Consider the following 24896-nt stretch of genomic DNA (forward strand, 5'->3'; position numbering starts at 1 on the left):
ATGGAAACAGGAGTTTTATTTCCGTTATCTAGTTTTCCTTCAAATCACGGCATTGGTGATTTAGGAGAAAATGCCTATAAAGTTATTGACCTATTAGAAAAAAATGGAGCTGATTATTTACAAATTTTACCATTTCACCCCTCAACACAAGCTAACTCGCCTTATCGAGCTGTTAGTACTTATGCTGGAGATGAGATTTATATAAATTTAGATTATTTAGTTGCTGATGGTTTATTAGATTCAGTACCTGAATTCTATCCTGATGCAATAAAAGTCCCATATGATAAAGTACGTAAATTTAAAAGAACTTATTTATTAAAAGCATATGAAAATTTTAAATTTACTGAAGATTATTATAATTTTTTAAAAAAATGTCCTTGGGTTTTGGATTATGCGATTTTTTGTACTTTTGCCACAGTCAATAATAGTTATGACTGGGCTAGCTGGCCTGATGAATTTAAAAAATATCCTCAAGAACATCAAGTTAATTTAACTAAATATAGTAAAGAAATAGGTTATTATCAATTTGTACAATATATATTTTTCAATCAATGGTTTAAATTGAAAAAATATGCTAATGATAAAGGAATAAAAATAATTGGTGATATGCCTTTCTATGTTGACCATGGTTCTGTAGAAGTGTGGTTAGATAATAAATCATTTTTATTAGATGGTATTGGATATCCAACTAGTGTTGCTGGGGTGCCACCTGATTATTTTAGCCCAACGGGACAATATTGGGGTAATCCGATTTATGACTGGCAATATTTAGAGAAAAATGATTTTAGATTTTGGATTGAACGAATTGGCTGGGCTAGTGAAATTTTTGATATTACGCGTATTGATCACTTTAGAGCTTTTGATTCATATTGGGATATTCCTGCTTGTGCTAAAACAGCGATGGAAGGTAAATGGCAATATGCACCTGGCTATGCACTTTTTGATAAAATATATGAAACTTTAGGTGATGTTGAATTAGTAGCTGAAGATTTAGGATATTTACGACCAGAGGTTATTGAATTAAAAGATCATTATCATTTAAAAGGAATGAAAGTTTTTCAATTTATGCTAAATGACGGTTATGATAATCTTGAAAACTCATTTTTCTATTCAGGAACACATGATAATGAAACAATCAAAGGCTGGATAAGTGGTTTAAATGAAGAAGATATTTATAAATTAAAAGCAATTGTCGATGATGATTTACCATTAAACGAAGCTATTTTAAAATTCTGTTTACAATCAGATGCTAGTGATGTCATTATTCCAATATGGGATTTACTAGAAGTCGACAATGATCAAAGATTTAATACACCTGGTGTGGTAAACGATACGAACTGGACTTATCGAGTTGCTAATATTGATGATGTAACAAAAGCAATGGAGTTATTTAAAAACTTATCTAAATAATAATCAGGTAATGTTATGAAATGTAAGTATTGTGGTACAAAAAATGAAAGAAATGCGACATATTGTAGTCAATGTGGCAAGAAGTTAGAAGTTGTTAAAAAATCTAAATCGAAAATAATCATTATTAGCACTATTACTGTAATTGCAATAATAATTGCTGCTATCTTTATTAATAAACAATTAGATACAAAACAAATTAATGATTTGTTAGTACAAGGTGATCGTTATATTGAAGAAAAAGATTATAAAAAAGCCGAAGATACATATTTAGAAATTATTGAGATTGATGATAAGATTGTTGAACCGTATTTAAAACTAGCAGATGTATATACTTATCAAAATGATTATGATAAAGCTAAAGAGATACTAGAACAAGGTGAAGAAAAAGTTTCTGATGAAGATAAAGATAAATTAAATGATCGTCATGATGAAATTGATCACTATATTGATTTTAGCTGGGTAGTTGAGCCGGATATTGATGCTGATGATATTTATTATTTAAGAAGTTCATCGGTTGAAAATTATCTAAATACTACTAAAAAACAGATGTTAAAAAATTATGCAGTAATAAAAAAAGATGATCGTTATGGTTTAATTGACGATGATGGCAATGTTTTAGATGATATTGATTGTATTGAAGTTCTAGCGAATTTTAATGATATTTATATTGTAGAAACTGATGATAATTATTATGATAATAATTTTAACAATAGTAATTTCTTTGAGGTTGATAGGTCAGTAACACCAATACCATTTTATGAATATTTACCTTCATTAAGTGAAATCTATTATTATAACGATGAATTAATACCTATTAATAATTATGGTCTTGATAGCGGATTGACGATCGAATCAGATTTACCATATCCAGTACAACAAGTCAATGATTTGCCAGAAGGTGATATCAGTGCCTGGCAACTAGAACAAGATGGTAAATATGCAATATTTGTAAATGATAAACAATTAACGGATTTTATTTATGAAGATGCTGGTAGCTTTTGTGATGGATTAATTGCAGTTAAAAAAGATGGAAAATGGGGTTATTTAAATGCCGAAGGTAAAGAAGTTATACCGATTGAATATGATGCTTCATGGAATCAGTTCGAGGTATATCCTAGAGAAACAATTAATAATTTTTCTGATTTTGCATATAGTGCTAGTGAAGGATTTGTTACTTTATTAAAAGATGATAAATGGCAATTAAATGATACTGATGGAAATATTGTTATTCCAGCGGGAATATTTGATAAAATTTTACCAGTATATAATGGTAAATGCTGGGTAGAACAGGATGGTAAATGGGGAATTATTAAAGTTGGTGAAGAAACTAACCAGGAACAAGAAAGATCCTCACAAGATTTATCATTAGATGAAATCTGTCAGCTAGTAATTAATCATTATGTTAAAACAACAAACAGTAATGATTATGTTATTTTTGAAAATGAATGTGTTAAAGAAAATAATACTTATCAACTAGTTGTTCGTTATACTGGTGGCAATACAGCTAATGTTATGTATTCTACGGTCACTGTAGATTTAGAAACCGGGCAGGTAGAAGATAGTGTAGGTGATTCTTGGTATCTTTTTGAATAAGTAGGGAGGTTTTTAGATGAGTTATAAAAAAATTGATATTAATGAATTGAAATTAAATCCATTTGAAACAATTGGTAAAGACTGGTTATTAATCAGTGCTAAAAAGGGTGATCAAGTAAATACCATGACTGCTTCTTGGGGTGGTATTGGTGTTATCTGGAATAAAAATGTAATAACAGCTTACATTCGTCCACAACGTTATACTAGAGAATTTGTTGATGAATCAGATTATTTTACAATTACTTGTTTTAAAGGTTATAAAAAGGAATTAGGTGTCTTAGGATCAAAATCAGGACGTGATGGTGATAAAATCAAAGAAGTTGGTTTTGATATAGAAATGTTAAATAATCAGCCTACTTTTAAACAAGGAACAATGTGTTTTACTTGTAAAAAATTATATCGTGGAAAAATCGAACCTGAAGGATTTATTGACAAAGATTTAGATATTAAAAATTATCCAAATCATGATTACCATTATATTTATATTGGAGAAATTGAAGAAGTATATGTAAACGAAAAAGATTAATTCTTTTTCGTTTTAAATATTAACAATTTAATATCCTGTTTAATTAAAATAAAACTGTTAAAAATAAATGTGGTGATTAGATGCAAATAGTTGAATTTATTATTTTCCCACTATTATCATTAGCAGTTTTATTTATTATAACTAAATTAATGGGCTATCGGCAGGTTAGCCAATTAAATATGTATGATTATATCAATGGTATAACAATCGGTAGTATTGCAAGTGAACTGGCAATAGGAGAGTTTGATGATTTTTTACAGCCATTAATTGCAATGCTTATTTATGGCATTTTAATTATTTTATTATCGAAATTAACAAGAAATTCTTTAAAGATAAGAAAACTAATTGATGGACAGGCGGTTGTTTTATATGAAAATGATAAAATATATTATCAAGAATTAAAAAAAGCAAAATTAGATCTTGATGAGTTTTTAATGCAATGTCGAATTGCAGGATATTTTAAGTTAAAAGAATTAGCATTAGTGATTTTAGAAACTAATGGCCGGCTTAGTTTTTATCCAAAACAGCAATATCAACAAGTAACAGCAGAAGATTTAAATTTAAAAATAACACCAATAGAATTACCATCTTTATTAATTAAAGAAGGAAAAATAATTTATGAAAACTTAAACTTGATTAATCAAGATACCCAATGGTTAGAGCGTGAGTTAGCAGTACTAGGCATAAAAATAAATGATGTTTTATTAATGTATCAAGAAGATAATAGTAACTTAATTATATATACAGTTAATGATATTGAAAGAAAATATATTTAAAAAGTTGTGGAAACCCACAACTTTTATGCTTTTTGATTATTTTTTTTTATACATATCATAAATTATTTTTAATCCTTTAAAAGTTAGATCAGGATCATAAATATCAATTAAATCAGTCTCATTAAAAATAATTCTACCTAGACCACCAGTTGAAACAACTTTTAAATTATCACCATATTCATTCTTTAATGCACAAATTATATTTTCAGTTAATCCAATATAACCATAAACAATACCAGCCTGCATACTAGATACAGTGTTTTTAGCAATAATATTTTTTGGCTTTTTGATTTCAATTTCTGGTAATTTAGCAGCTTGACTTGAAAGGGCATTGACACTAATTCCAATCCCTGGTGCCGTAGCTCCACCTAAAAAGTCGCCATGATCATTGATAATATCAAAAGTTGTTGCTGTTCCAAAATCAATCACTAAACATGGACCGCCATAAATATAATAAGCACCCGCAGCATCAACCAAACGGTCAGCTCCTAATTCTTTTGGGTTATCGATTTTGATTCTAATTCCAGTTTTTATTCCTGGTCCAATAATAATTGGTTCTTTATTAAAATATTTTTTGATTGAATTTGTAAATGAGTACATGATTTTAGGTACAACTGAAGCAATTATAACATCTTGAATTTGTTCAACATCAATATTAGAAGCATTTAAAAAGCTTAACAGCATAAAACCATATTCATCAGAAGTTCTTTCTAATTTTGTTGTTAGACGGTAATTTCCAATAATTTCATCTCCATCAAATAGACCCATTGTAATATTTGTATTACCAATATCAATTACAACTAACATTTTTCTTCTCCTTTAATTTCTATTAATTTGTATAAGATTGTTTTAGCAACTTCATCTTTAGTCATTATATTTTTCTCTTCAATTTCATCTGCCGTAATCAAAGTAACTTTATTAGTATCACCTTTAAAACCAGCTCCTGATTCTTTAAGACTATTTGCAACTAATAAATCACAATTTTTTTTGATAAATTTATCTTTAGCGTTTTTTATCAAATTTTCGGTTTCCATTGCAAAACCACAAATAATTTGATTTGTTTTATGTTGACCTAAATAACTTAAAATATCATCATTTTTTATTAATTCTAAAACTAAGTTATCATCTTTTTTCTTTATTTTATTTATTGCTGTTTCTTTAGGTCGATAATCACCAACTGCAGCTGCTTTGATAATAAAATCCTGATCATGATAGTTTTCTTTTACAGCTTCAAACATCTCTCTAGCTGATGTAATATTGATACTTTTAATACCATAAGGAACTTTTAGATTGGTAGGTCCAGTAATCAAAGTAACTCTTGCTCCTAATAAAAATGCTTGTTTAGCTAAAGCATAACCCATTTTTCCACTTGAATGATTAGTAATATATCTTACGGGATCAATCGCTTCTTGAGTAGGACCAGCAGTTATTAAAACATATTTATTTTTTAATGGTTTAGGATTCATACAATATTCGATCATTGTAATAATATCTTGATAATCAGCTAATTTACCACGACCAACATCGCCACAAGCTAACAAACCATAGCCTGGTTCTACAAATTTGATGCCATAAGTCTTGCATCTTTCAATATTACGTTGATTTGCTAAGTTATCATACATATTTACATTCATTGCTGGAGCAATTAGCTTAGGACATGTTGCTGCCATAAATGTCGAAGTGACAATGTCATCACAAATACCATTAGCGATTTTTCCTATAATATTAGCAGTTGCTGGTACAATAACAAAACAATCAGCTTTTTTAGCATAGCTAATATGTTTAATTTGATAACCTTCTTCATCAAAATCATCAAGTAGTACCGGCTTATTAATTAAGGCTCCGATTGTTAAAGGGCTAATAAATTTAGTAGCATTATTAGTCATAATAACTTCAAGGTCATAATCTAATTTTTTTAATGCTCGTAATAAATCACAGACTTTGTAAGCAGCAATACTACCACTTACTCCAACAACAATAGTTTTCATTTTAACTTCCTCTCTTAGTATATGTTAATAGCGGCTTACATACAAATAAAGCAATAATTGTTCCAACTACTGCCTCTAAAATACCGCTAGTTGTTATAATTCCAATTAAATATGTAACAAGAAGATTAAAATCCTGACCAATTGCAATAGCATAACTTTGGCCAAAAATAAAATAAATTCCTCCTAAAACTAAAATGGTATTAACTAAAGAACCAGCTAAACCAGCAATAATTATACCAATATTGTTATTAATTTTAGCTTTTTGGAATTTTTCAAAAATAATTCCAGCAATATAACCAATCAAAACTCTAGGGACAATAGCAATAACTGCACTTAGGATATTTCCACTAATAAATGGTGAAAAAACAAAAGAAGTTATTGTTGGACTAATAGTATTATAAAATAGACTTGAAAGTCCAAAAACCAGTCCAATTAATGAACCACCTTTTTTACCTAGAGTAATTCCGGCAATAATAACTGGGATGTGTAATGTTGTTGCACGCAAAGGGCCAATTGGAATATATCCTAGAAAGGGAATAAATACTAGTAACATTTCAATGGCAATAAACATTGCATACAAGACAAGATTTTTAGTTTTTTTGTTTTTCATTTTTACCTCCACTACCGTTCATAAAGATACGGTGTTAAAATATATTAAACGTTATTTGTAATTAGATAATTAGTGTCAAGTCACTATTAAATATTTACTTAATAACAAAGTAATTATATTACTATCTATATAATAATTCAATAATTTAAATTGCTTATCAATTAGTATAAGTGGTAAAATATAAGTATAGGAGGTTTTATTAAATGAAAAAAGTTGCAGTATTATTTCATGATGGATTTGAAGAATTAGAAGCTTTAAGCGTAGTTGATATTATGCGTCGCGCTAATGTTGAATGTACAATGGTTGGAATGGATAAAGAGGTGGTTACAAGTTCACATCAAATTAAAGTTTCAATGGATTGTATTTATGATAATAACTTAGATGATTATGATATGATCGTTATACCAGGTGGGCTACCAGGAGCTACCAATTTACGTGATGATAATAGAGTTATTGAATTAGTAAAAAGATTTAATGAAAATAATAAATTCATTGGTGCTATCTGTGCTGGACCAATTGTATTACAAAAAGCTGATGTTATCGCAAATAAAACAGTAACTTGTTATCCAGGATTTGAAGATGAACTAACTAGTGCCAATTATCAAGAAGCTTTGGTACAAGTTGATGGTAATATTATTACTGGAAAAGGACCAGCAGCAGCACTGGCTTTTAGCTATACATTATTAGAACAACTAGGGTATGATAGTGATGAATTAAAAGAGGGTATGCAATATAAATACTTAGAAAAAAATATTTAAATTTTACCTCTTTCTTTTATTAGAAATTTGGAGTATAATTACCAATGCAAAGAATGATAATTATAATGGCTAAATTTCAAAGAAAGATCTTTGCAAAGTACGATGTTATGTCGTACTTTTTTCTATTTTAGCTAAATTATATAATACTATAGCCGTAAAATATAACTCAATTATACTATTAATATTGCCAAACATCACAATCAACATTCCTAATATAAGTAATTGAGTTCGATATAAAGAAGTCATTTTTTGATATAAAGAAAAATCAAAATTCATCAAACGATTAATCAAGATAAAAATAATCAATAAAATAGTAATAGCACCAAGCATCGATAAAATAATATGTAACGATGAAAATAAATCTTCACTATCAGGATGATATGGTAAAAAAGACCCTACAAGCATAGTAATAAAACTAGTAGTAATTAAGATCCAATCTGATTTAGTAAAATATGTAAACTGCCGATATATTTTAACTACCTTATATAATAAAAATATCGAAATACAACTGACCCATAATAAATAATAAATACGTAAATCATTTTGATAAGATAAATAAGTAAAATTATTATAAGTCCATGATGTTTTTAAAGATAACAGTATGGTTATGATAAACAATAAGATATACATTTTTTTCCTCCAATAAAAACATTCTAATAAAAATAGAAAAAAAAGCAAATAATAAAAGAAAAAATATATTTTAAAAAGTAAATACTAGTAAAGGAGGAATTAAAATGATAATTAGACTAAAAAGTATCCATGCCAATGTAGTTAATGAAAGTGAAGTAATTGATGGTTCTAAAATTAGCGCACTAATAAAAGTTGGTTATAGCTATAACAAGGATAAAAAGTTAGAAATTGACTATCATATTTCATTAATACAGCATAACAAAAATGTTTTTGTTGTTAAAATTAATTATTTAGTTGAAGAATCAGTTAATCAAAATAATGAAAAAGATATGCTTGATAAAGCTGTTAGTCAATTAGAAAAGCGAATTGAATTAATTTTAGGAATGCTATGCGATGAAATTGGTATAAATTTACTAAGTTGACTTTTATTTAGTCAACTTAGTAACAAACTAATAAAATAATCATATTTTATAGTAGAGGTGGAATATGATAGTTTATATTAATGGAAATGATAATCGCTGTAAGTATTTAGCTAAGTTAATAGAAGCAGATGGTCATCGCGTTGAAACTAATATTAATATGTTAGATGTATGTCACATTCTGTATTTAGGACGTGATGGTGCTGGATTTGAACAAGTTGATTTTAAGCCCAATGCTATTGTAATAACTTTATTAAAAAATCAACGATTATCTTATTTAAGTAAATTAAAAGGTTTTAATTATGAATATTTATATCATGAGGATGATTTTGTTTGGGAAAATACTTTTATTTGTGATGAAGCATTAATAGCTTATATGATTATAGATAATAAAATTTCGTTAGCGAATGCTAAAGTATTGATTTTAGGCTATGGTCATTGTGGTAAAGATTTAGCTAATAAATTAGATGCTTTTAAAGCTAAGATCACTATTGCTAATCGTAATAACCATTACTTTGATGAAGTAATAAAAAAAGGATATTCATATCATTCATTAAATCATTTGAACCTAGATAAATATGATTATGTTATTAATACTATTCCAAAACAGATTTTAACTAGACAAATATTAAGTACCAAAAAAACAGGTTGCAAGATCTATGATATTGCTTCTAAACCATATGGTATGAACATTCAAGATCGTGATGAAAATTATCATCTATTAAAACAATTACCAACAAAATATGCTTATCAAAGCAGTGCTTTAGTTTTATATCAGGCTATTAAGAAAGTTGTTGATCGTTATGCTGGAAAATAAAAAAATTGGAATCGGATTAACTGGATCTTTTTGCTCGTTAGAAAAAACACTATCGGTAATAAAAGATTTAAGTAAGTTAAAGTGTGATTTATATATTTTTGCAAGTGAAAAAATATTAACATGTGATACTCGCTTTGATAAAGCTGATGAATTAATTGAAGAATTAGAAAAATTATCCAAACGTAAAATAATTGATAATGTTGTTGATAGTGAAATTTTCGGTCCTAAAATTCCTTTGGATATTATGTTAGTAATGCCATGTAGTGGTAATACTTTAGCTAAACTGACATATGGTTTAAATGATAACGCTGTAACTATGGCTTGTAAATCAACACTACGAAATGAACATAACGTTGTACTAGCAATAGCAACTAATGATGCTTTAAGCAACTCTGGAAAAAATATAATGCAACTATTAAATACAAAGCATTTCTATTTAGTACCAATGTATCAAGATGATTATATAAAAAAACCAAACAGTATGCTTTTTGATGAAAATCTTGTTATTCCTACATTAATAAATGCATTAAATAACAAACAGATTCAACCGGTATTAGAAGGGAATAAAGATGATTAAAGTTTTAAAATTTGGTGGAACATGTTTACAAAATCAAGAATCTATTGATAAGGTCATCGAAATAATTAAAAAATATGCTGATGATAAATTATTAATTGTTACTAGTGCAATGGGTCGTTATCCTGCCCCATATGCAACTGATACATTAAAATCGTTAGTTAGCCAGGTAAACAGTGATGAATATAGTCGTTTGCTTAGTTGTGGCGAGATCATTAGTAGTATAATTTTGTCTAATGAACTAAAAAAACAGCATTTAAAAGCTATTTCCGTATCATCAAGACAAATTGAATTAAAAACTCATAAAAATAAATTAGTAAATGTTAACCAAAACAGGATTAAAAAATATTTTGAAACGTATGATATTATTATAGTTCCTGGTTTTCAAGGAATTGATAATCGTGGTAATTTAAAGATTTTAGAAAAAGGTGATAGTGATTATACAGCTGCTTATTTAGCGCGGCGGTTAAACCTTGATGAAGTTTATATTTTTAGTGATGTTTGTGGAATATATACTGGAGATCCTAAATATATTTATGATTCTAAATTAATTTGTCATGTTGGCTATAAACAGGCTTTAGATTTAGCTAAACATAAGGCAAGGATTATTTGTTATAAAGCTTTAAATGAAGGATATAAAAAAATTGGTTTTAAAATTAAACTTCGTTCTTATTTAAATGATCAAATTGGAACTTTGATTAATCATGATGATACTAGTATTAGGACAATGTCAATTGACTTTGATTATTGTTTGATTCATTTTGAAAAAACAATTAATTCTAATGATCTTAAATATTTAAATGATTGTTATGGTAAAAATTATTTTGTTGCAACAGAAAATTTAAAAAAATTAGAAACACCTTTTATTAAAATCAAAAACTATACCAAAGTTCATTTTGTTGGCTGTGGTCTTGATAAAGATGAAATATATCGCAATTTTCTTGATAAATTTGCAATAATATCTCAAAATGAAACTTCTAGTTATTATGTTGAAGAAAAAAACTGGCACCAGGATTTAAACTTACTGCATGATATAATTGTTAGGAGTGATTAAAAATAAAAATATTTATTAATTTACTAACCCCATTTAAAGCTGATGATACTATTGACTATGATAAAACTAAAGAATTGATCGATCGTTTAATTGAACAGGGGTGTAATAATTTTGTTATTGGTGGTAATACTGGAGAAGGAGCGACACTAAGTTTTTTAGAATTGAAACATTTTTTACGTTATTTTTGTTTTCATTATCCACAAATAAATATTTATACAGTTATCAATGATTTATCAACCAAAAAAGTAATTCGAAAAATCAATAACCTAAGTGATTTACAAAATCTAAACGGTTTTATTATTAAAATTCCAGAAGTTTCTGGTTTAAAACAACAAGAAATATTTAAACATTTTAATTTTATCGCTTTAACAACTAATAAAAAAATTATTATTAAAGATTGTCAAAAGGTTAAAATTAATGAACAGACTATTTCTAAATTAGTCCAGGAACACAAAAATATTGCTGGAATAATATGTAAATATCATGTAATAGACCATATTGACAATTTTGATGTTTTTTATGATGAAACTTTATTAAAAGATTTTCATTACCAGATAAAATCAGGAATTATCAGTAGTTTAGCTAATTTGGATTATCAAAATATAAAAAAACTAATTACTTCTTCAAATAAAGTAGATCACGATTATTTAATGTTATTATTAAAATATTTTTATCAGGAAAATATTACTAGTACCTTAAAATATGCTCTTAGTCAAAGTGAAAATATTGAATGTTTTACACGACTTCCATTATCAAATATCAGTATAGAATTAAAAAATAATATCGATAGATTATTAAAAATGACAATTAATTGATCTTTGTTTACTAAAATATATAAGGCGGTTAATAATATACCAAACAAATTAATTTAATTTTAGAAAGAATTTTGTTACAATTAGAATAGAAAGTATTAGTAAACATTTGTTAAATATGATAATATGGTTAAACCACACACAATAATAAAGTACTAATAAATGACTAATAATATAATAATGGAGGTAAAAATGAGTAAAGAAAGTGTAAAAATTATTCCACTTGGTGGCCAAGCGGAAATGGGTAAAAGTATGTATTGCATTGAAATAAATGAAAAAATCTTTATTATCGATGCTGGATTTCGTTTCCCAGAAGTTAGTAAATTAGGTGTTGATATAATAATTCCTAGTTTTGATTTTTTAAAAGAAAATGAAGATCGTGTAGTTGCAGTAATTATTACTCACGGTCATGATGATGTTATGGCAGCCTTGCCATATTTATTAGAAACAATCGATGTGCCAATTTATGCACCAGCTTTAACAGCTGATTTGATTGAACAAATGTTGAAACGGTATAAAAAACAAAATAATTTAAAATTAAATTACAATATTACAAGAGTAAAACGCAATGATTCTATTATCATTAGTGATATTCCAGTTGAATTTTTCCCAGTAACTCACTCTATTCCTGGAAGTGTAGGAGTAGCTATTTGGAGTGAAAATGGTTATATTGTTTATAGCGGTGAATTCATTATTGATTTTGGTGCTCCTGAAGGATTTAGATGCGATATCCAGAAAATGATGGAAATTGGAAAAAAAGGTGTTTTAGCATTACTTTGCGAATCATCTTATTCTAAAAATTCCGGATATACTTCACCAAAGCATAAATTAACTGACAAATTAGATCATATTTTTGAAGATAGTGAAGGGCGAATCATAATTACAAGCTATGCCCAAAATATTTTTAGAACTAAAGAAATTGTTGAATTGACCAAAAAATATGGTCGTAAAATAGTTTTCTATGGTCGCGATAAATACGATAGCACTAATAGTATTGTTCGTATCGGACAACAGTTAAAAAAAGCAGTTATTGAAATTCCTAAAGAAATTATTGCTTTTTCAACTGATATTGGTAAGAAAAATGTTGATGATAATTTAGTTGTATTATTAAGTGGAACCCCACAAAGAATTTATCATGATATTTTAGATATAATTGATGGTGGCGATGAATCATTAAAATTAAATGAAAATGACACATTTATTGTTGCTTCACCAGTTATACCAGGAACAGAAAAAATCGCTAATAAAGCAATTAATGAGTTATATAAAACTGATGCTAATATTCATGTTTTGAAAAATAAAGAATTGTGTTCAATGCATGCTTCACAAGAAGATATTAAAGTTATCATTCAAATTTTCAAACCTAAATATTTTATTCCAATTAAAGGGGAATATCAGCACTTTATTTCTAATTTAGATATTGCTCGAAGTATGGAAATAGCTTTTGAAAATGTGGGAATTATTGATAATGGGGAAATATTGACATTTATCGATGGAAAATTACAAGATTACCGTGATACTATTGAAGTTGAAGATGTTATGATTGATGGTATCGGGGTTGGTGATGTTGGTGATAAAGTAATTGATGATCGCATCCAATTATCTAATGATGGAGTTGTGGTTATTGGCGTTACGATTGATAGTCAATCTCGTGATATTATTGCTAATACTGATGTCCAGACACGTGGATTTGTTTATTTAAGAGATTCAGAATACATAATTAAAGGAATTATTGAAATTTCTGAAAAATGTGTTGCTGAAATGAAAAACAATCCTAAATTAGAAGCGATTGAAGTTCGTCAGACAATTAAGGATAAAGTTAATAAATATATTTCTAAAGAAACCGGAAAAAAACCAGTTGTTTTACCAATTATAATTGAAGTTTAAGCAAGTTTATTCTTGCTTTTTCTTTTTCATAGTGGTTGCCTGTGTTATAATGATGAAGTTAAGTTGGGAGTGAAAAGAGTTATGGCAAAAACAAGTCGTTCAAAAAAATCCAAACAAGAACAAATAAGTGAAAATCTAAAAATGCGCATTATTGCTGCTGTTGGATTGTTTTTAATTGTTGTAAGTGCCATGAAACTAGGACCAATTGGACAACAATTAAATTTTTTATGTACTTATTTAATTGGTAATTTTGTGGGAATTGGCTATATATTATTAATTATGTTAAGTGGTTATGTTATTTATAAAGCCAAAATGCCAAAACTAAGTAATCCCCGAGCAGTTGGTTTATATCTTGTAATTGGTGCAATTTTAACATTAATGTCGTCTTTTAATGATGATACAATGGTTGGAATAAAAGTTATCAATCAATATATAAATACAGCTCCATGTAATCGTGGTGGTTTTTTAGGTGCTATTTTTTATGGTATCTTAAGCGCATTGTTTGATAAAACTGGTGCAATGATTGCTGAAGGTTTTATTTTAGTTATTGGAATTGCATTACTAGGAAGTAAATTTTATATTGATCATTACAAAAAAATAAACAAAATACACAAGGCTGTTAAAGACGTAAATAATAAGACAAACAGTAAATTTGTTGATTTCTTTTCTAGAAAAAAAGAGCAGGAAAAAGTATTCTTTCCAGAAGAAATTTTTGAAGATGAAAATAAAAAGAAGAAAACTAAAAAAAGTGCTAAACCAGCAGCAAAGATACATTTAGAAGAAGATGATAATATTCCTTCAACATTTGAGTTTAACGATGAATCAATGACATTGGAAATCAAAGATAAACAACCTAAAGTTCATGAATCACAAGAAAAAAATAAAAAAAGTGTTAATAAAAATTATCGATTACCACCACTTAATTTATTAAAAAATTCGACAGCAAAGAAAACTACTAAAAATAAAGATAATGCGCTAACCAAAGCTGAAACCTTAACTGATGTTCTTCATCAATTTGGTGTTAATGCTTCTATTAGTGATATTTTTATTGGTCCATCAGTTACTAAATATGAATTAAAATTAGAAACAGGAACACGTGTCAATAAAATTATGCAGCTTCAAGATGATATTAAATTAGCTTTAGCAGCTAAAGATATTCGAATTGAAGCACCGATTCCAGGTAAAGCGGCTGTAGGAGTTGAAATTCCTAATAGTGTTGCTACTACAGTAAGCTTCAAAGAAGTAATTAAAGATATTCCATTAGAATATCAAAATAGTAAATTATTAGTTCCTTTAGGTAAAGATGTTAGTGGAAAAATTATTTATGCTGAATTAAATAAAATGCCTCATCTTTTAATTGCCGGAGCTACTGGTAGTGGAAAATCAGTTTGCGTAAATACGATAATTTGTAGTATTTTAATGCGTGCTCGTCCAGATGAAGTAAAATTCATTCTTGTCGATCCTAAAAAAGTTGAATTAACAAACTATAATGGTATTCCTCATTTATTAGCACCGGTTGTCACTGATCCTAAAAAAGCAGCAGCAGTTTTACAAGAAGTAGTTGTTGAAATGGAACTCCGTTATGATTTATTTGCCAAAGCAAATGTTAGAAATATTGAATCTTATAATACATACGTAAATAAAAAGAATAATGAATTATCGCAAGATGAACAATTAGAACTTTTACCATTCCATGTTGTTATATTAGATGAGGTTGCTGATTTAATGATGGTTGCAAGTAAACAGGTTGAAGACTGTATCATGCGAATTGCTCAAATGGCCCGGGCTGCAGGTATACATTTAATAGTGGCGACGCAAAGACCTTCTACTGATATTATTACTGGAGTAATAAAAGCTAATATTCCATCAAGAATTGCTTTTGCTGTTTCTTCTGGCGTTGATTCGAGAACTATTTTAGATGCTTCTGGAGCTGAGAAGTTATTAGGAAAAGGAGACATGCTGTTTTCACCAATGGGATCAAGTTCACCGATAAGAGTGCAGGGAGCCTTTGTTTCTGATGAAGAAGTCAGTGCAATTGTCGACTATGCTTCAAGTCAGCAGGAAGCTAATTATGATGAAAAATATATAAATGTTAAATTAAATACTAGTACTTTTGCTTCTTCATCTAAAGAAGAAGAGGAAGATGCTGAATATGAGATGTGTCGTAGCTTTGTAATCAATGCTCAAAAGGCTAGTACTTCGCTATTACAACGCCAATTTAGAATTGGCTATAATAAGGCTGCTCGAATTATTGATCAGCTAGAAGCTGAGGGCGTTATTGGGCCTCAAATAGGTTCTAAACCACGAGAAGTGTATATACGTGGTTATCAAGAAGAAGATATTTAATTTATTATTTTATGATTTAAGACTTCATTTTGCGAAGTCTTTTTTATTTTAATAGTGCTTGATTAATTTTAATTACGGTCTTATTTTTTTGTATTTTAATTTTAATTTTATTAAATTGGTGTATAATATCATATATGTTTGTAAAGGAGTGTCTTATGAAAAAAAGTTATCAATTATCAGGATATACATTACATGTAATTCCAACTAAAAAGTTTAAAAATATAACAATGTCATTGAAATTAGAAAACAAATTAACAAGAGAAAATGTTACTAAACGTTCTTTATTGGCTTTCATGTTGACAGGTGGTACTCAAAATTATCCTTCAACCCAAGCTTTATCAAGACATTTAGAAGATTTATATGGAATGAGTTTTGGAACAAATCTTGCAACAAAAGGAATAGGGCAAGTGTTAAATATTTCTAGTGTTTGTATTAATGAAGCTTTTTTACCATATCAAGAAGATTTATTAAAAGAACAGATAAAAATGTTTAACGATGTATTATTTAATCCTAATGTAAAAGATGGCAAATTTGATGAAAAAACATTTAATATTAAGAAAAAAGAATTGAAAGAACGCTTAATTGCTCAAAATGATGATAAATTCATGTATGGTATTGATCAATTATTTACAAATATGGGTGAAGGTGGCTTTTTATCAATTCGTAATAATGGCTATATCGATGAAATCGATCAAATTTCTAATGAAGAATTGTATCAATATTTACAAGAATGCATTGAAAATGATTCAAAACATATCTATGTTGTAGGTGATGTTAATGAAAATATAGTTGAGACATTTAAAGAAAACTTACAATTTAAAACTAACCCAGCTGCTGTTTATCCAGTTACTAATTTTAAATCAACAAAAAAAGAAGTTTTAGAAGTAATTGAAAAACAAGACATTATTCAATCTAAATTAAATATTGGTTATGTAGTAGATTGCAACTTTAGTGATCCTGGAACTTATGCAATGACTGTTTTTAATGCCATGTTTGGTGGTTTTTCACAGTCAAGATTATTTAGAGTAGTTAGAGAAAAACATAGTTTATGCTATTATATTTCTTCAAGCTATGGTGCTTTTAGTGGCATTATGACTGTTAATGCAGGAATTGAAGGAAAAGATTATCAAAAAACATTGGATTTAATCGCTCAAGAACTTAAAAACTTCCAAGACGGTAAATTTGATGATGATGAAATTAATTTGGCTAAATTAATGTTAAAAAGTTCATTAACTAAAACTAAAGATGAACCAATTAGTTTAATTACTTTAGCATACAATCGTGATTTAACTAATATTCAAGAAACTAATGATGAATATTTAGAAAAATTAATGAGCGTTACTAAAGAAGAAATAATTGCAGCTAGTAAAAAAGTTCATTTAGATACAATCTTTTTACTTACAGGGAGTGATAAATAATGGAAAAGATATATTTTGAAACATTAAAAGAAACTTTATATCATGAAAAAATGGCCAATGGATTACAAGTTTATCTTCTACCAAAAATGGGATTTGAAAAAACTTACGGGTTATTTTCAACTAAGTTTGGAGCTATTGATACAACTTTTATTCCTTTAAATAAAGATGAAATGATTAAAGTTGAAGACGGAATTGCTCATTTTTTAGAACATAAAATGTTTGATATGAGTGATGGTGATGCTTCAGAAAAATTTGCTAAGTTAGGAGCTAGTACTAATGCTTTTACATCTTCAAGTCGTACAGCTTATTTATTTAGTACTACTTCAAACGAATATGCTTGTATTGAATTATTACTAGACTTTGTTCAAAAATTAGAAATCACCCCTGAAAGTGTAGAAAAAGAAAAGGGGATTATTGGTCAAGAAATAAAAATGTACGATGATGATCCAGACTGGCAAGTTTATTTTGGTTCAATTCAAAATTTATATCAACAACACCCAGTTGCTGTTGACATCGCTGGAACTGTAGAAACAGTAAATCGTACTGATAAGGATATGCTTGAATTATGCTACAACACTTTTTATCATCCAAGTAACATGATGATTTTTGTAGTTGGAAATATTGATCCAGATAAAGCAATGGCTACAATTAAAGAAAATCAGGATAAAAAGAATTTTAGTTTAGCTAATCCAATTGTCTTGAAAAAAGTAAATGAGCCTAAGAAAATTAAAACAAAAGAAAAAGTATTAACTATGGATGTTGAAATGAATAAAATAATTGTTTCAATTAAAGTTAATGAAATTCTGGAAAATCCTAAAGATAAAATCAAAAGAGAATTAGCGTTAAACTTACTATTTGATCTATTATTTTCTAAAAGTGCAAAATTATACAATGATTGGTTAAATCAAGGCATTATTAATGATTCTTTTAGCGCAAGTTTTACACAAGAACGTGATTATGCATTTATTCAGATTGGTTGTGATTGCAATGATTATGAAACACTAAAAGAAAAGTTATTAGATTTAATCAAAGATTTTGATACAATTAAAATTGATCAAGAAGACTTTAATCGTATTAAAAAGAAAAATATTGGTTTATTTATTAATATGTTTAATAGTCCAGAAAGTATTGCTAATTTATTTAGTCGTTACTATTTTGAAGGAACAAATGCTTTTGATTTAGTTGATGAAGTTGCAAAATTAGAAATAGATGATATTTACGATGTTTTTAAATATTTTGATTTGCAATATACTAGTGTTTGTATCGTGAAAAAAAATCATTAAGGTAAACGTTAAATCTAAAATAGTTGACACAAGAAGTGCTTATGTTATAATAACGGTGGTAAGAGAGTAAATAAATTTCCACATCATAGATAAGGGAACCTGACTTAAATGGTGGTGTTGAAAACCTGTCTTCGAATAGGGATCCTAAAGCTAATTTAAAGGTGCCCACCTGTACAAAACAGGGAAATATCTAAAAACTCTCTTCCTTTTTTATTTAAGGAGAAAGATTATGAGTCAAATAGATCCAAAATTAATTGCTAGAATTAATGAATTAGCTAAAAAGAAAAAAGAGGGTACTATTACAAAAAAAGAATTAGACGAACAAGCTAAATTAAGACAAGAATATTTAAAAGCTTTTCGTGGTAATTTTAAACAGCAATTAATGGGTATTAAAATTGTTGATGAAAAAGGTAATGATGTAACTCCAAAAAAATTAAAAAGTGAACAGTCTAAAAAATTAAATTAAGCGAATTTTTTTAGTTCGCTTTTTAATTTGGTAGTAATAATCAACATAATTTTAATTAACTAATTTATCTTAATGCTTTCTTAATATTTTTCTACATTTAAAATAACCTAATATTGCGTTATTTTTTTATTTGTGTATAATAGAGTTGAGTTTTTGTGAAAAAAGGAGAAAAGAAAATTAATGGAAAGATCGAGTTTATCAATAGCAGCAATTCGTGCATTAGGTATTGATGCAATTAACAAAGCTAATTCTGGACATCCAGGAATGGTTTTAGGATCGGCACCAGCTATGTATACTTTATTTACTAAAGAAATGAATATTTTTCATAAACAAGCAGATTGGATCAATCGTGATCGCTTTGTTTTAGCTTCTGGTCATGCATCAGCACTTTTATATTCAGTTTTACATTTATCAGGTTTCAATATTTCTATTGATGATCTTAAGAATTTTAGACAATGGGGTTCTGTAACTCCTGGTCATCCAGAATGTGATATCACTGATGGTGTAGATGCTTCTTCAGGTCCTTTAGGTCAAGGGATCCCAATGGCAGCTGGAATGGCATTAGCTGAAAAGTTTTTAGCAACAAAATTTAATCGTGAAGGATTTGATATTGTTGACCATTACACATTTGCATTATGTGGTGACGGTGATATGCAAGAAGGTGTTACTTATGAAGCAGCTTCTTTAGCGGGACACTTATCATTAGGTAAATTAATTGTTTTATATGATGCTAATAATGTTACTTTAGATGGTCCTTTATCAATGTCATTTAGTGAAGATGTTAAAAAACGTTTTGAAGCTGTTGGATGGCAAGTTATCAAAGTAAACGATGGTAATGATGTAAATGCAATCCAAAAAGCTATCCGTAAAGGAAAAAGAGAATTATATAAACCAACATTAATCATCATTAATACTGTAATTGGTTATGGTTCCGCAAATGAAGGAACAAGCAAAGTACATGGTAGCCCATTAGGATATGAAGATGGTAAAAATGCTAAAATATCATATGGTTTTGATCATGAAGAATTCTACGTTCCTGAAGAAGTTTATGAAGATTTTGCAAATACATGTATTAAACGTGGTCGTAATCGCTTTAATAAATGGAACCGATTAATGAAAGAATACAAAAAAGCATATCCTGAATTAGCTCAAGAATTTGATGACGCGATCAATGATAGATACTCATTAGATATTGAAGAGTTAATTAAAAAATATCCTGCTGGACATAATGATGCTACAAGAAATACATCATTAGAAACAATTCAAGAAATTGCCAAACAAAATCCAACATTTTTATCAGGAACAGCAGATTTAGCTTCTTCTACAAAAACAACTATTGCTTCTGAAAAAAACTTTAGTGTTGAAAATTATGATGGACGCAATATTGCTTTTGGGATTCGTGAATTTGCAATGGTTGCCATGATGAATGGGATGACATTACATAAAGGCGTTAGAGTTTCAGCTGGTGGATTCTTAGTATTTGCAGATTATTTTAAAGCAGCTTTAAGAATGGCTTGTTTAATGCATTTACCAATTATTTTACCATTATCACATGATTCTATTGCCGTAGGTGAAGATGGTCCAACTCATCAGCCAATTGAACAATTAACAATGTTACGTTCATTACCAAATATTCAAGTAATTCGTCCTGCTGATGCTAAAGAAATGGTAGCAGCATGGAAAATTGCTATTGAATCTAAAAAAACTCCTACAGCATTAATCTTAACTAGGCAAAATGTTGTTACTTTAGAAGATTCTTCTTATGAAGGAGTTTGTAAAGGAGCATACATTGTTGGTAAAGAACAAAATCGTATTGATGCAATTATCATCGCTAGCGGTAGTGAAGTTAGCTTAGCAATGCAAGCTAAAGATGAATTATTAAAAGAAAACATTGATGTTAGAGTTGTTTCAATGCCATCTATGGAATTATTTGATAAACAAGATTCAGAATATAAAGAAAGTGTTTTACCAAGTAATGTACGCGCTCGTTTATCAATTGAAATGGGATGCGATTTTGGATGGTATAAATACGTTGGTCTAGATGGAAAAACTATGTCAGTAAATACATTTGGTGCAAGTGCTCCTGCTGATGTTGTAATTGAAAGATACGGTTTTACTGTTGAAAACGTTATTAAAAATATTAAAGAAATAATTTAATCGGAGTTAAACTCCGATTTTTTGCTATTTTGACATTATTTTTATTTTCTTTTTGTTAAGCTATAAATGGTGGTATAAATGAAAAGATATAAAATATATAAACTGAATCATAATGTCCATGAACTATTAAAACAATATCCCCAAATAAAAGAAATGCTTATTAATCTAGAACCAAAAAATAATTTTTTTTCTAAACAAATGGAATGTTTCTTTCAACCAAATGAGGGAGTTAGTGATTATATTGAGTATAAATTAAAAAATCGTTATGATTATCATCGCGAAAAAAATAAACATTATATAGATAATCAATTAACTAAAGAACGTCTTACTTGTATTGTTTATGATTATTACATAGTTGTTGAAGCAAATAAAAAAACAAACATATTTATGGACATTATATACCAAATATCAAAAAGTTATGTTATAATGGTGGAGCAATCTAAAAATGTGGAGGTATAAAGATGCTTAATGCCATTATTGGACTTATAATCGGTGCCATTGTTGGATTCTTTGGTGCACGTTATGTGTTTAAAAAACAATTACAAAAAAATCCGCCAATTAACGAAAAGATGATTCGTGCTATGTATATGGAAATGGGTCGTAAACCTAGTGAAGCACAAATCAAAAGAATTATGTCTTCGGTTATGGCACAATATAAATAAGGGGCAACCCTTATTTTTTTGTAAAAAAAGAAGCTAATTACTAGCTTCTAATATTACATCCACTTGATTTTAGATTCAGTTCCATTAATAACTCGTTTTAAATTTGAACGATGTCGATAAATCAAAATTAAAATAACTGCTGCGACAACAATTTTTCCCACTAAAGAAATATCTAAAAATGGGACTGCAAATAATACTGATCCCGATGCAAGGACCGAAGATAACGATACATACTTACTGATTTTTAGAACAATAAAGAAAACTAATAAAGCTAAAATTGATCCAAGTGGTGTAACTGTAAAGAAAAATCCAATAGCGGTTGATACAGCTTTACCACCTTTAAAACCAGCAAATATTGGGTAACAATGCCCGATTACACAAGCCAACGCACATATGTAGGCAACATCGCTATTTAAATTTAGAGCATTTAAAATATAACGTGCTAACAAAGTTACAATTAATGCTTTTGATGCATCAAGTAAAATAACAGCAACACCTGCTTTTTTCCCTAAAACACGGCCAGTATTTGTTCCCCCTAGATTTCCTGAACCATAATTACGAACATCTGTTTTATAAAATAGCTTACCAATTACTAATGCAAAAGGTATCGAACCATAGAGATATCCGCAAATAATTAAAATTATTGAAATTATTATATCCAATTTTATCACCACAACCTATTATATATTATCGTTGTAAAAATGCAATAATCTTTGAAAAAAACATTGAACTTAGGTATAATAGAACAAGCGATTAAAGGAGGCAATTGAATTATATGGCAAATAAGAAGAAATACGATGAGTCTAATATTCAAATCCTTGAAGGGTTAGAAGCAGTTAGAAAAAGACCAGGGATGTATATTGGTTCTACCGATGGCCGTGGTTTACATCATTTGGTATGGGAAATTGTTGACAACTCAATTGATGAAGCATTATCTGGTTACGGTGACAATATCCAGGTTACTATTGGTAAAGATAATAGTATAAAGGTAGCTGATCATGGGCGCGGAATGCCTACAGGTATGCATGCTTCAGGAAGACCAACTACAGAAGTTATTTTAACTATTCTTCATGCAGGTGGTAAATTTAATGAAGATGGTGGTTATAAAACTTCAGGTGGTTTACATGGGGTTGGGGCATCTGTTGTAAATGCTCTTTCAAAATGGTTAGAAGTAACAATTCACCGTGATGGAAAAATCTGGTTTCAGCGTTTTGAAGATGGTGGGAGCAAAATTGGTAAATTAAAAGTAATAGGTAAAACTAATACAACAGGTACAACAATTCATTTTTTACCTGATCCGTCTATTTTTTCAATTACTGAATTTAATTATTCAACTATCAGTGAACGATTAATGGAAAGTGCTTTTTTATTAAAAGGCATTAAAATTGATTTATTTGATGAAAGAACTGATAAACAAGAAACTTTTCAATATGAAAATGGTTTAACAGCATTCGTTGAATATTTAAACTATGAAAAAGAAACTTTAAATAAAATCATTAGTATTGAAGGAATAAACAATGAAATTGAAGTCGATGTAGCAATGCAATTTACAAGTGGTTACCAGGAAAATACATTATCTTTTGTTAATCTGGTTCGAACTAGTGATGGGGGAACTCATGAAACTGGCTTTAGAACAGCATTAACACGTACATTTAATGAATACGCTAGAAAATACGGTCTATTAAAAGAAAAAGATAAAAATTTAGAAGGTAACGATGTACGTGAAGGATTGTCAGCTATTATTTCAATTAAAGTTCCAGAACATTTTTTACAGTTTGAAGGACAGACTAAATCAAAATTAGGAACACCGGAAGCAAGAAATGTTGTTGATACTGTTGTTTATGAAAAATTAAGTTACTATTTAGAAGAAAATAAAGAAACAGCAGATACATTAGTTAAAAAAATGATTAAAGCTGCTCAAGTACGTGATGCGGCTAGAAAAGCTCGTGAAGCAGCTCGTAAAGGAAAAGGAAATCGCCAGGAAAAAATCTTGAGTGGTAAACTTGCACCAGCACAATCTAAAGATCGAAAACTAAAAGAATTATATTTAGTCGAAGGGGATTCAGCTGGTGGTAGTGCTAAACAAGGACGAGATCGTAAGTATCAGGCAATCTTGCCGTTACGTGGTAAAGTAGTAAATACCGAAAAAGCAGCCATGGCTGATATTTTAAAAAATGAAGAAATCGCAACAATTATTAACACTATCGGAGCTGGAGTAGGCCCAGACTTTAATGAAAAAGATAGTAATTATAATAAAGTTATTATTATGACCGATGCTGATACTGATGGTGCTCATATTCAAATTTTATTATTAACTTTTTTCTATCGTTATATGCGCGATTTAATTACAGCCGGAAAAGTATATATCGCTTTACCGCCATTATATAAAGTTTCTAAAAAAACTGGTAAAAAAGAAGAAATTATTTATGCTTGGGAAGACGATGAATTAGAAGCGGCTAAAAAGAAAATTGGCCGCGGATATACTGTTCAACGTTACAAAGGTCTTGGTGAGATGAATGCCTCTCAATTATGGGAAACTACGATGAATCCAGAAACAAGAACACTAATCCAGGTAACTATTGATGATGCTGCTATTGTTGAAAGACGAGTATCTGTATTAATGGGTGATAAAGTAGAACCTAGACGAGAATGGATTGAACAAAATGTTCAATTTACATTAGAAGATAATTATAGTATTGATTAAGGAGAT

General features: G+C 28.5%; 24 protein-coding genes. 19 read left to right on the plus strand and 5 right to left on the minus strand.

The features are described from left to right. The 4 genes from malQ (at position 1) to ABGT36_RS06610 (ending at position 4305) form a co-directional block, all read left to right on the plus strand. Positions 1 to 1410, plus strand: coding sequence for a 4-alpha-glucanotransferase (malQ, locus tag ABGT36_RS06595; protein ID WP_296884165.1), 1410 nt, complete (start codon positions 1 to 3; stop codon positions 1408 to 1410). Between the two features lie 15 nt (positions 1411 to 1425). After that, positions 1426 to 3003, plus strand: coding sequence for a WG repeat-containing protein (locus ABGT36_RS06600; RefSeq protein WP_346677330.1), 1578 nt, complete (start codon positions 1426 to 1428; stop codon positions 3001 to 3003). 16 nt (positions 3004 to 3019) lie between these two features. Further along, the gene (locus ABGT36_RS06605) at positions 3020 to 3529 is read left to right on the plus strand and encodes a flavin reductase (protein ID WP_300630231.1); all 510 of its coding nucleotides are present in this window, start codon (positions 3020 to 3022) and stop codon (positions 3527 to 3529) included. 80 nt (positions 3530 to 3609) lie between these two features. Beyond that, complete coding sequence (locus ABGT36_RS06610) at positions 3610 to 4305, plus strand: YetF domain-containing protein (RefSeq protein WP_346677331.1); 696 nt, start codon at positions 3610 to 3612, stop codon at positions 4303 to 4305. 36 nt (positions 4306 to 4341) lie between these two features. Here ABGT36_RS06610 and ABGT36_RS06615 read toward each other — a convergent pair whose 3' ends face one another. The 3 genes from ABGT36_RS06615 to ABGT36_RS06625 are packed head-to-tail and all read right to left on the minus strand — an operon-like array spanning position 4342 to position 6903. Continuing rightward, on the minus strand, positions 4342 to 5112 hold the full coding sequence (locus ABGT36_RS06615; protein ID WP_087302482.1) for a type III pantothenate kinase: 771 nt from the start codon (positions 5110 to 5112) through the stop codon (positions 4342 to 4344). Next, on the minus strand, positions 5106 to 6293 hold the full coding sequence (gene coaBC / locus ABGT36_RS06620) for a bifunctional phosphopantothenoylcysteine decarboxylase/phosphopantothenate--cysteine ligase CoaBC (protein WP_300078096.1): 1188 nt from the start codon (positions 6291 to 6293) through the stop codon (positions 5106 to 5108). Before coaBC ends, ABGT36_RS06615 begins: the two co-directional genes overlap by 7 nt. A gap of 1 nt (position 6294) precedes the next feature. Next, positions 6295 to 6903, minus strand: a complete 609-nt coding sequence (locus ABGT36_RS06625) for an ECF transporter S component (RefSeq protein WP_087302478.1) — start codon at positions 6901 to 6903, stop codon at positions 6295 to 6297. Positions 6904 to 7106: 203 nt separating this feature from the next. On the opposite strand from ABGT36_RS06625, the gene ABGT36_RS06630 reads away from it, so the two are divergent. Further along, positions 7107 to 7661 (plus strand): DJ-1 family glyoxalase III, encoded by a 555-nt coding sequence (locus ABGT36_RS06630; protein WP_346677333.1) that lies wholly within the window; start codon positions 7107 to 7109, stop codon positions 7659 to 7661. A gap of 105 nt (positions 7662 to 7766) precedes the next feature. On the opposite strand, the gene ABGT36_RS06635 is transcribed toward ABGT36_RS06630, so the two are convergent. After that, positions 7767 to 8291 (minus strand): hypothetical protein, encoded by a 525-nt coding sequence (locus ABGT36_RS06635; protein ID WP_296881914.1) that lies wholly within the window; start codon positions 8289 to 8291, stop codon positions 7767 to 7769. Between the two features lie 104 nt (positions 8292 to 8395). Here ABGT36_RS06635 and ABGT36_RS06640 point away from each other — a divergent pair, with 104 nt between their 5' ends. From ABGT36_RS06640 to ABGT36_RS06700, 13 genes are all read left to right on the plus strand, one after another. Then, positions 8396 to 8713, plus strand: coding sequence for a hypothetical protein (locus tag ABGT36_RS06640; protein ID WP_087298556.1), 318 nt, complete (start codon positions 8396 to 8398; stop codon positions 8711 to 8713). Positions 8714 to 8777: 64 nt separating this feature from the next. Continuing rightward, entirely contained in the window at positions 8778 to 9527 is a 750-nt protein-coding gene (locus ABGT36_RS06645) for an NAD(P)-dependent oxidoreductase (protein WP_346677335.1), read from the plus strand. Beyond that, positions 9514 to 10104 (plus strand): dipicolinate synthase subunit B, encoded by a 591-nt coding sequence (locus ABGT36_RS06650; RefSeq protein ID WP_087298554.1) that lies wholly within the window; start codon positions 9514 to 9516, stop codon positions 10102 to 10104. The genes ABGT36_RS06645 and ABGT36_RS06650 overlap by 14 nt, the downstream gene beginning before the upstream one ends. Then, a complete protein-coding gene (locus tag ABGT36_RS06655; RefSeq protein ID WP_346677336.1) occupies positions 10097 to 11155 on the plus strand; it encodes an aspartate kinase in 1059 nt (352 codons plus the stop codon). Before ABGT36_RS06650 ends, ABGT36_RS06655 begins: the two co-directional genes overlap by 8 nt. A 14-nt stretch (positions 11156 to 11169) precedes the next feature. Then, entirely contained in the window at positions 11170 to 11970 is an 801-nt protein-coding gene (locus ABGT36_RS06660) for a dihydrodipicolinate synthase family protein (protein ID WP_308697814.1), read from the plus strand. A 189-nt stretch (positions 11971 to 12159) separates the two neighbouring features. Next, the gene (locus tag ABGT36_RS06665; protein WP_300078114.1) at positions 12160 to 13854 is read left to right on the plus strand and encodes a ribonuclease J; all 1695 of its coding nucleotides are present in this window, start codon (positions 12160 to 12162) and stop codon (positions 13852 to 13854) included. A gap of 81 nt (positions 13855 to 13935) precedes the next feature. Further along, on the plus strand, positions 13936 to 16200 hold the full coding sequence (locus ABGT36_RS06670) for a DNA translocase FtsK (RefSeq protein WP_346677338.1): 2265 nt from the start codon (positions 13936 to 13938) through the stop codon (positions 16198 to 16200). A gap of 155 nt (positions 16201 to 16355) precedes the next feature. After that, positions 16356 to 17618 (plus strand): EF-P 5-aminopentanol modification-associated protein YfmF, encoded by a 1263-nt coding sequence (locus tag ABGT36_RS06675; RefSeq protein WP_087298549.1) that lies wholly within the window; start codon positions 16356 to 16358, stop codon positions 17616 to 17618. Then, entirely contained in the window at positions 17618 to 18901 is a 1284-nt protein-coding gene (locus ABGT36_RS06680; RefSeq protein WP_346677341.1) for an EF-P 5-aminopentanol modification-associated protein YfmH, read from the plus strand. Before ABGT36_RS06675 ends, ABGT36_RS06680 begins: the two co-directional genes overlap by 1 nt. A gap of 229 nt (positions 18902 to 19130) precedes the next feature. Beyond that, positions 19131 to 19367: a DUF896 domain-containing protein gene (locus tag ABGT36_RS06685; protein WP_087298547.1), complete on the plus strand. Its 237-nt coding sequence runs from the start codon at positions 19131 to 19133 to the stop codon at positions 19365 to 19367. Positions 19368 to 19547: 180 nt separating this feature from the next. Then, positions 19548 to 21524, plus strand: coding sequence for a transketolase (tkt, locus tag ABGT36_RS06690; protein WP_087370398.1), 1977 nt, complete (start codon positions 19548 to 19550; stop codon positions 21522 to 21524). 78 nt (positions 21525 to 21602) lie between these two features. Next, on the plus strand, positions 21603 to 21983 hold the full coding sequence (locus tag ABGT36_RS06695; protein ID WP_087298545.1) for a sporulation inhibitor of replication protein SirA: 381 nt from the start codon (positions 21603 to 21605) through the stop codon (positions 21981 to 21983). Between the two features lie 2 nt (positions 21984 to 21985). Then, positions 21986 to 22186, plus strand: coding sequence for a YneF family protein (locus ABGT36_RS06700; RefSeq protein WP_087298544.1), 201 nt, complete (start codon positions 21986 to 21988; stop codon positions 22184 to 22186). A 53-nt stretch (positions 22187 to 22239) separates the two neighbouring features. Here the strand turns inward: ABGT36_RS06700 and plsY are convergent, their stop codons facing one another. Then, the gene (gene plsY, locus ABGT36_RS06705; protein ID WP_087298543.1) at positions 22240 to 22848 is read right to left on the minus strand and encodes a glycerol-3-phosphate 1-O-acyltransferase PlsY; all 609 of its coding nucleotides are present in this window, start codon (positions 22846 to 22848) and stop codon (positions 22240 to 22242) included. Between the two features lie 113 nt (positions 22849 to 22961). Between plsY and parE the strand changes: the two genes are divergently transcribed. After that, positions 22962 to 24890 carry a DNA topoisomerase IV subunit B gene (gene parE / locus ABGT36_RS06710; RefSeq protein ID WP_300078123.1) on the plus strand — a complete coding sequence of 643 codons (1929 nt, stop codon included), beginning with the start codon at positions 22962 to 22964 and terminating at the stop codon, positions 24888 to 24890. Positions 24891 to 24896 lie beyond the last annotated feature (6 nt).

The sequence above is a fragment of the Erysipelatoclostridium sp. An173 genome (assembly GCF_963931465.1).
GTDB classification, from domain to species: Bacteria; Bacillota_I; Bacilli_A; order Erysipelotrichales; family Coprobacillaceae; genus Thomasclavelia; species Thomasclavelia merdavium.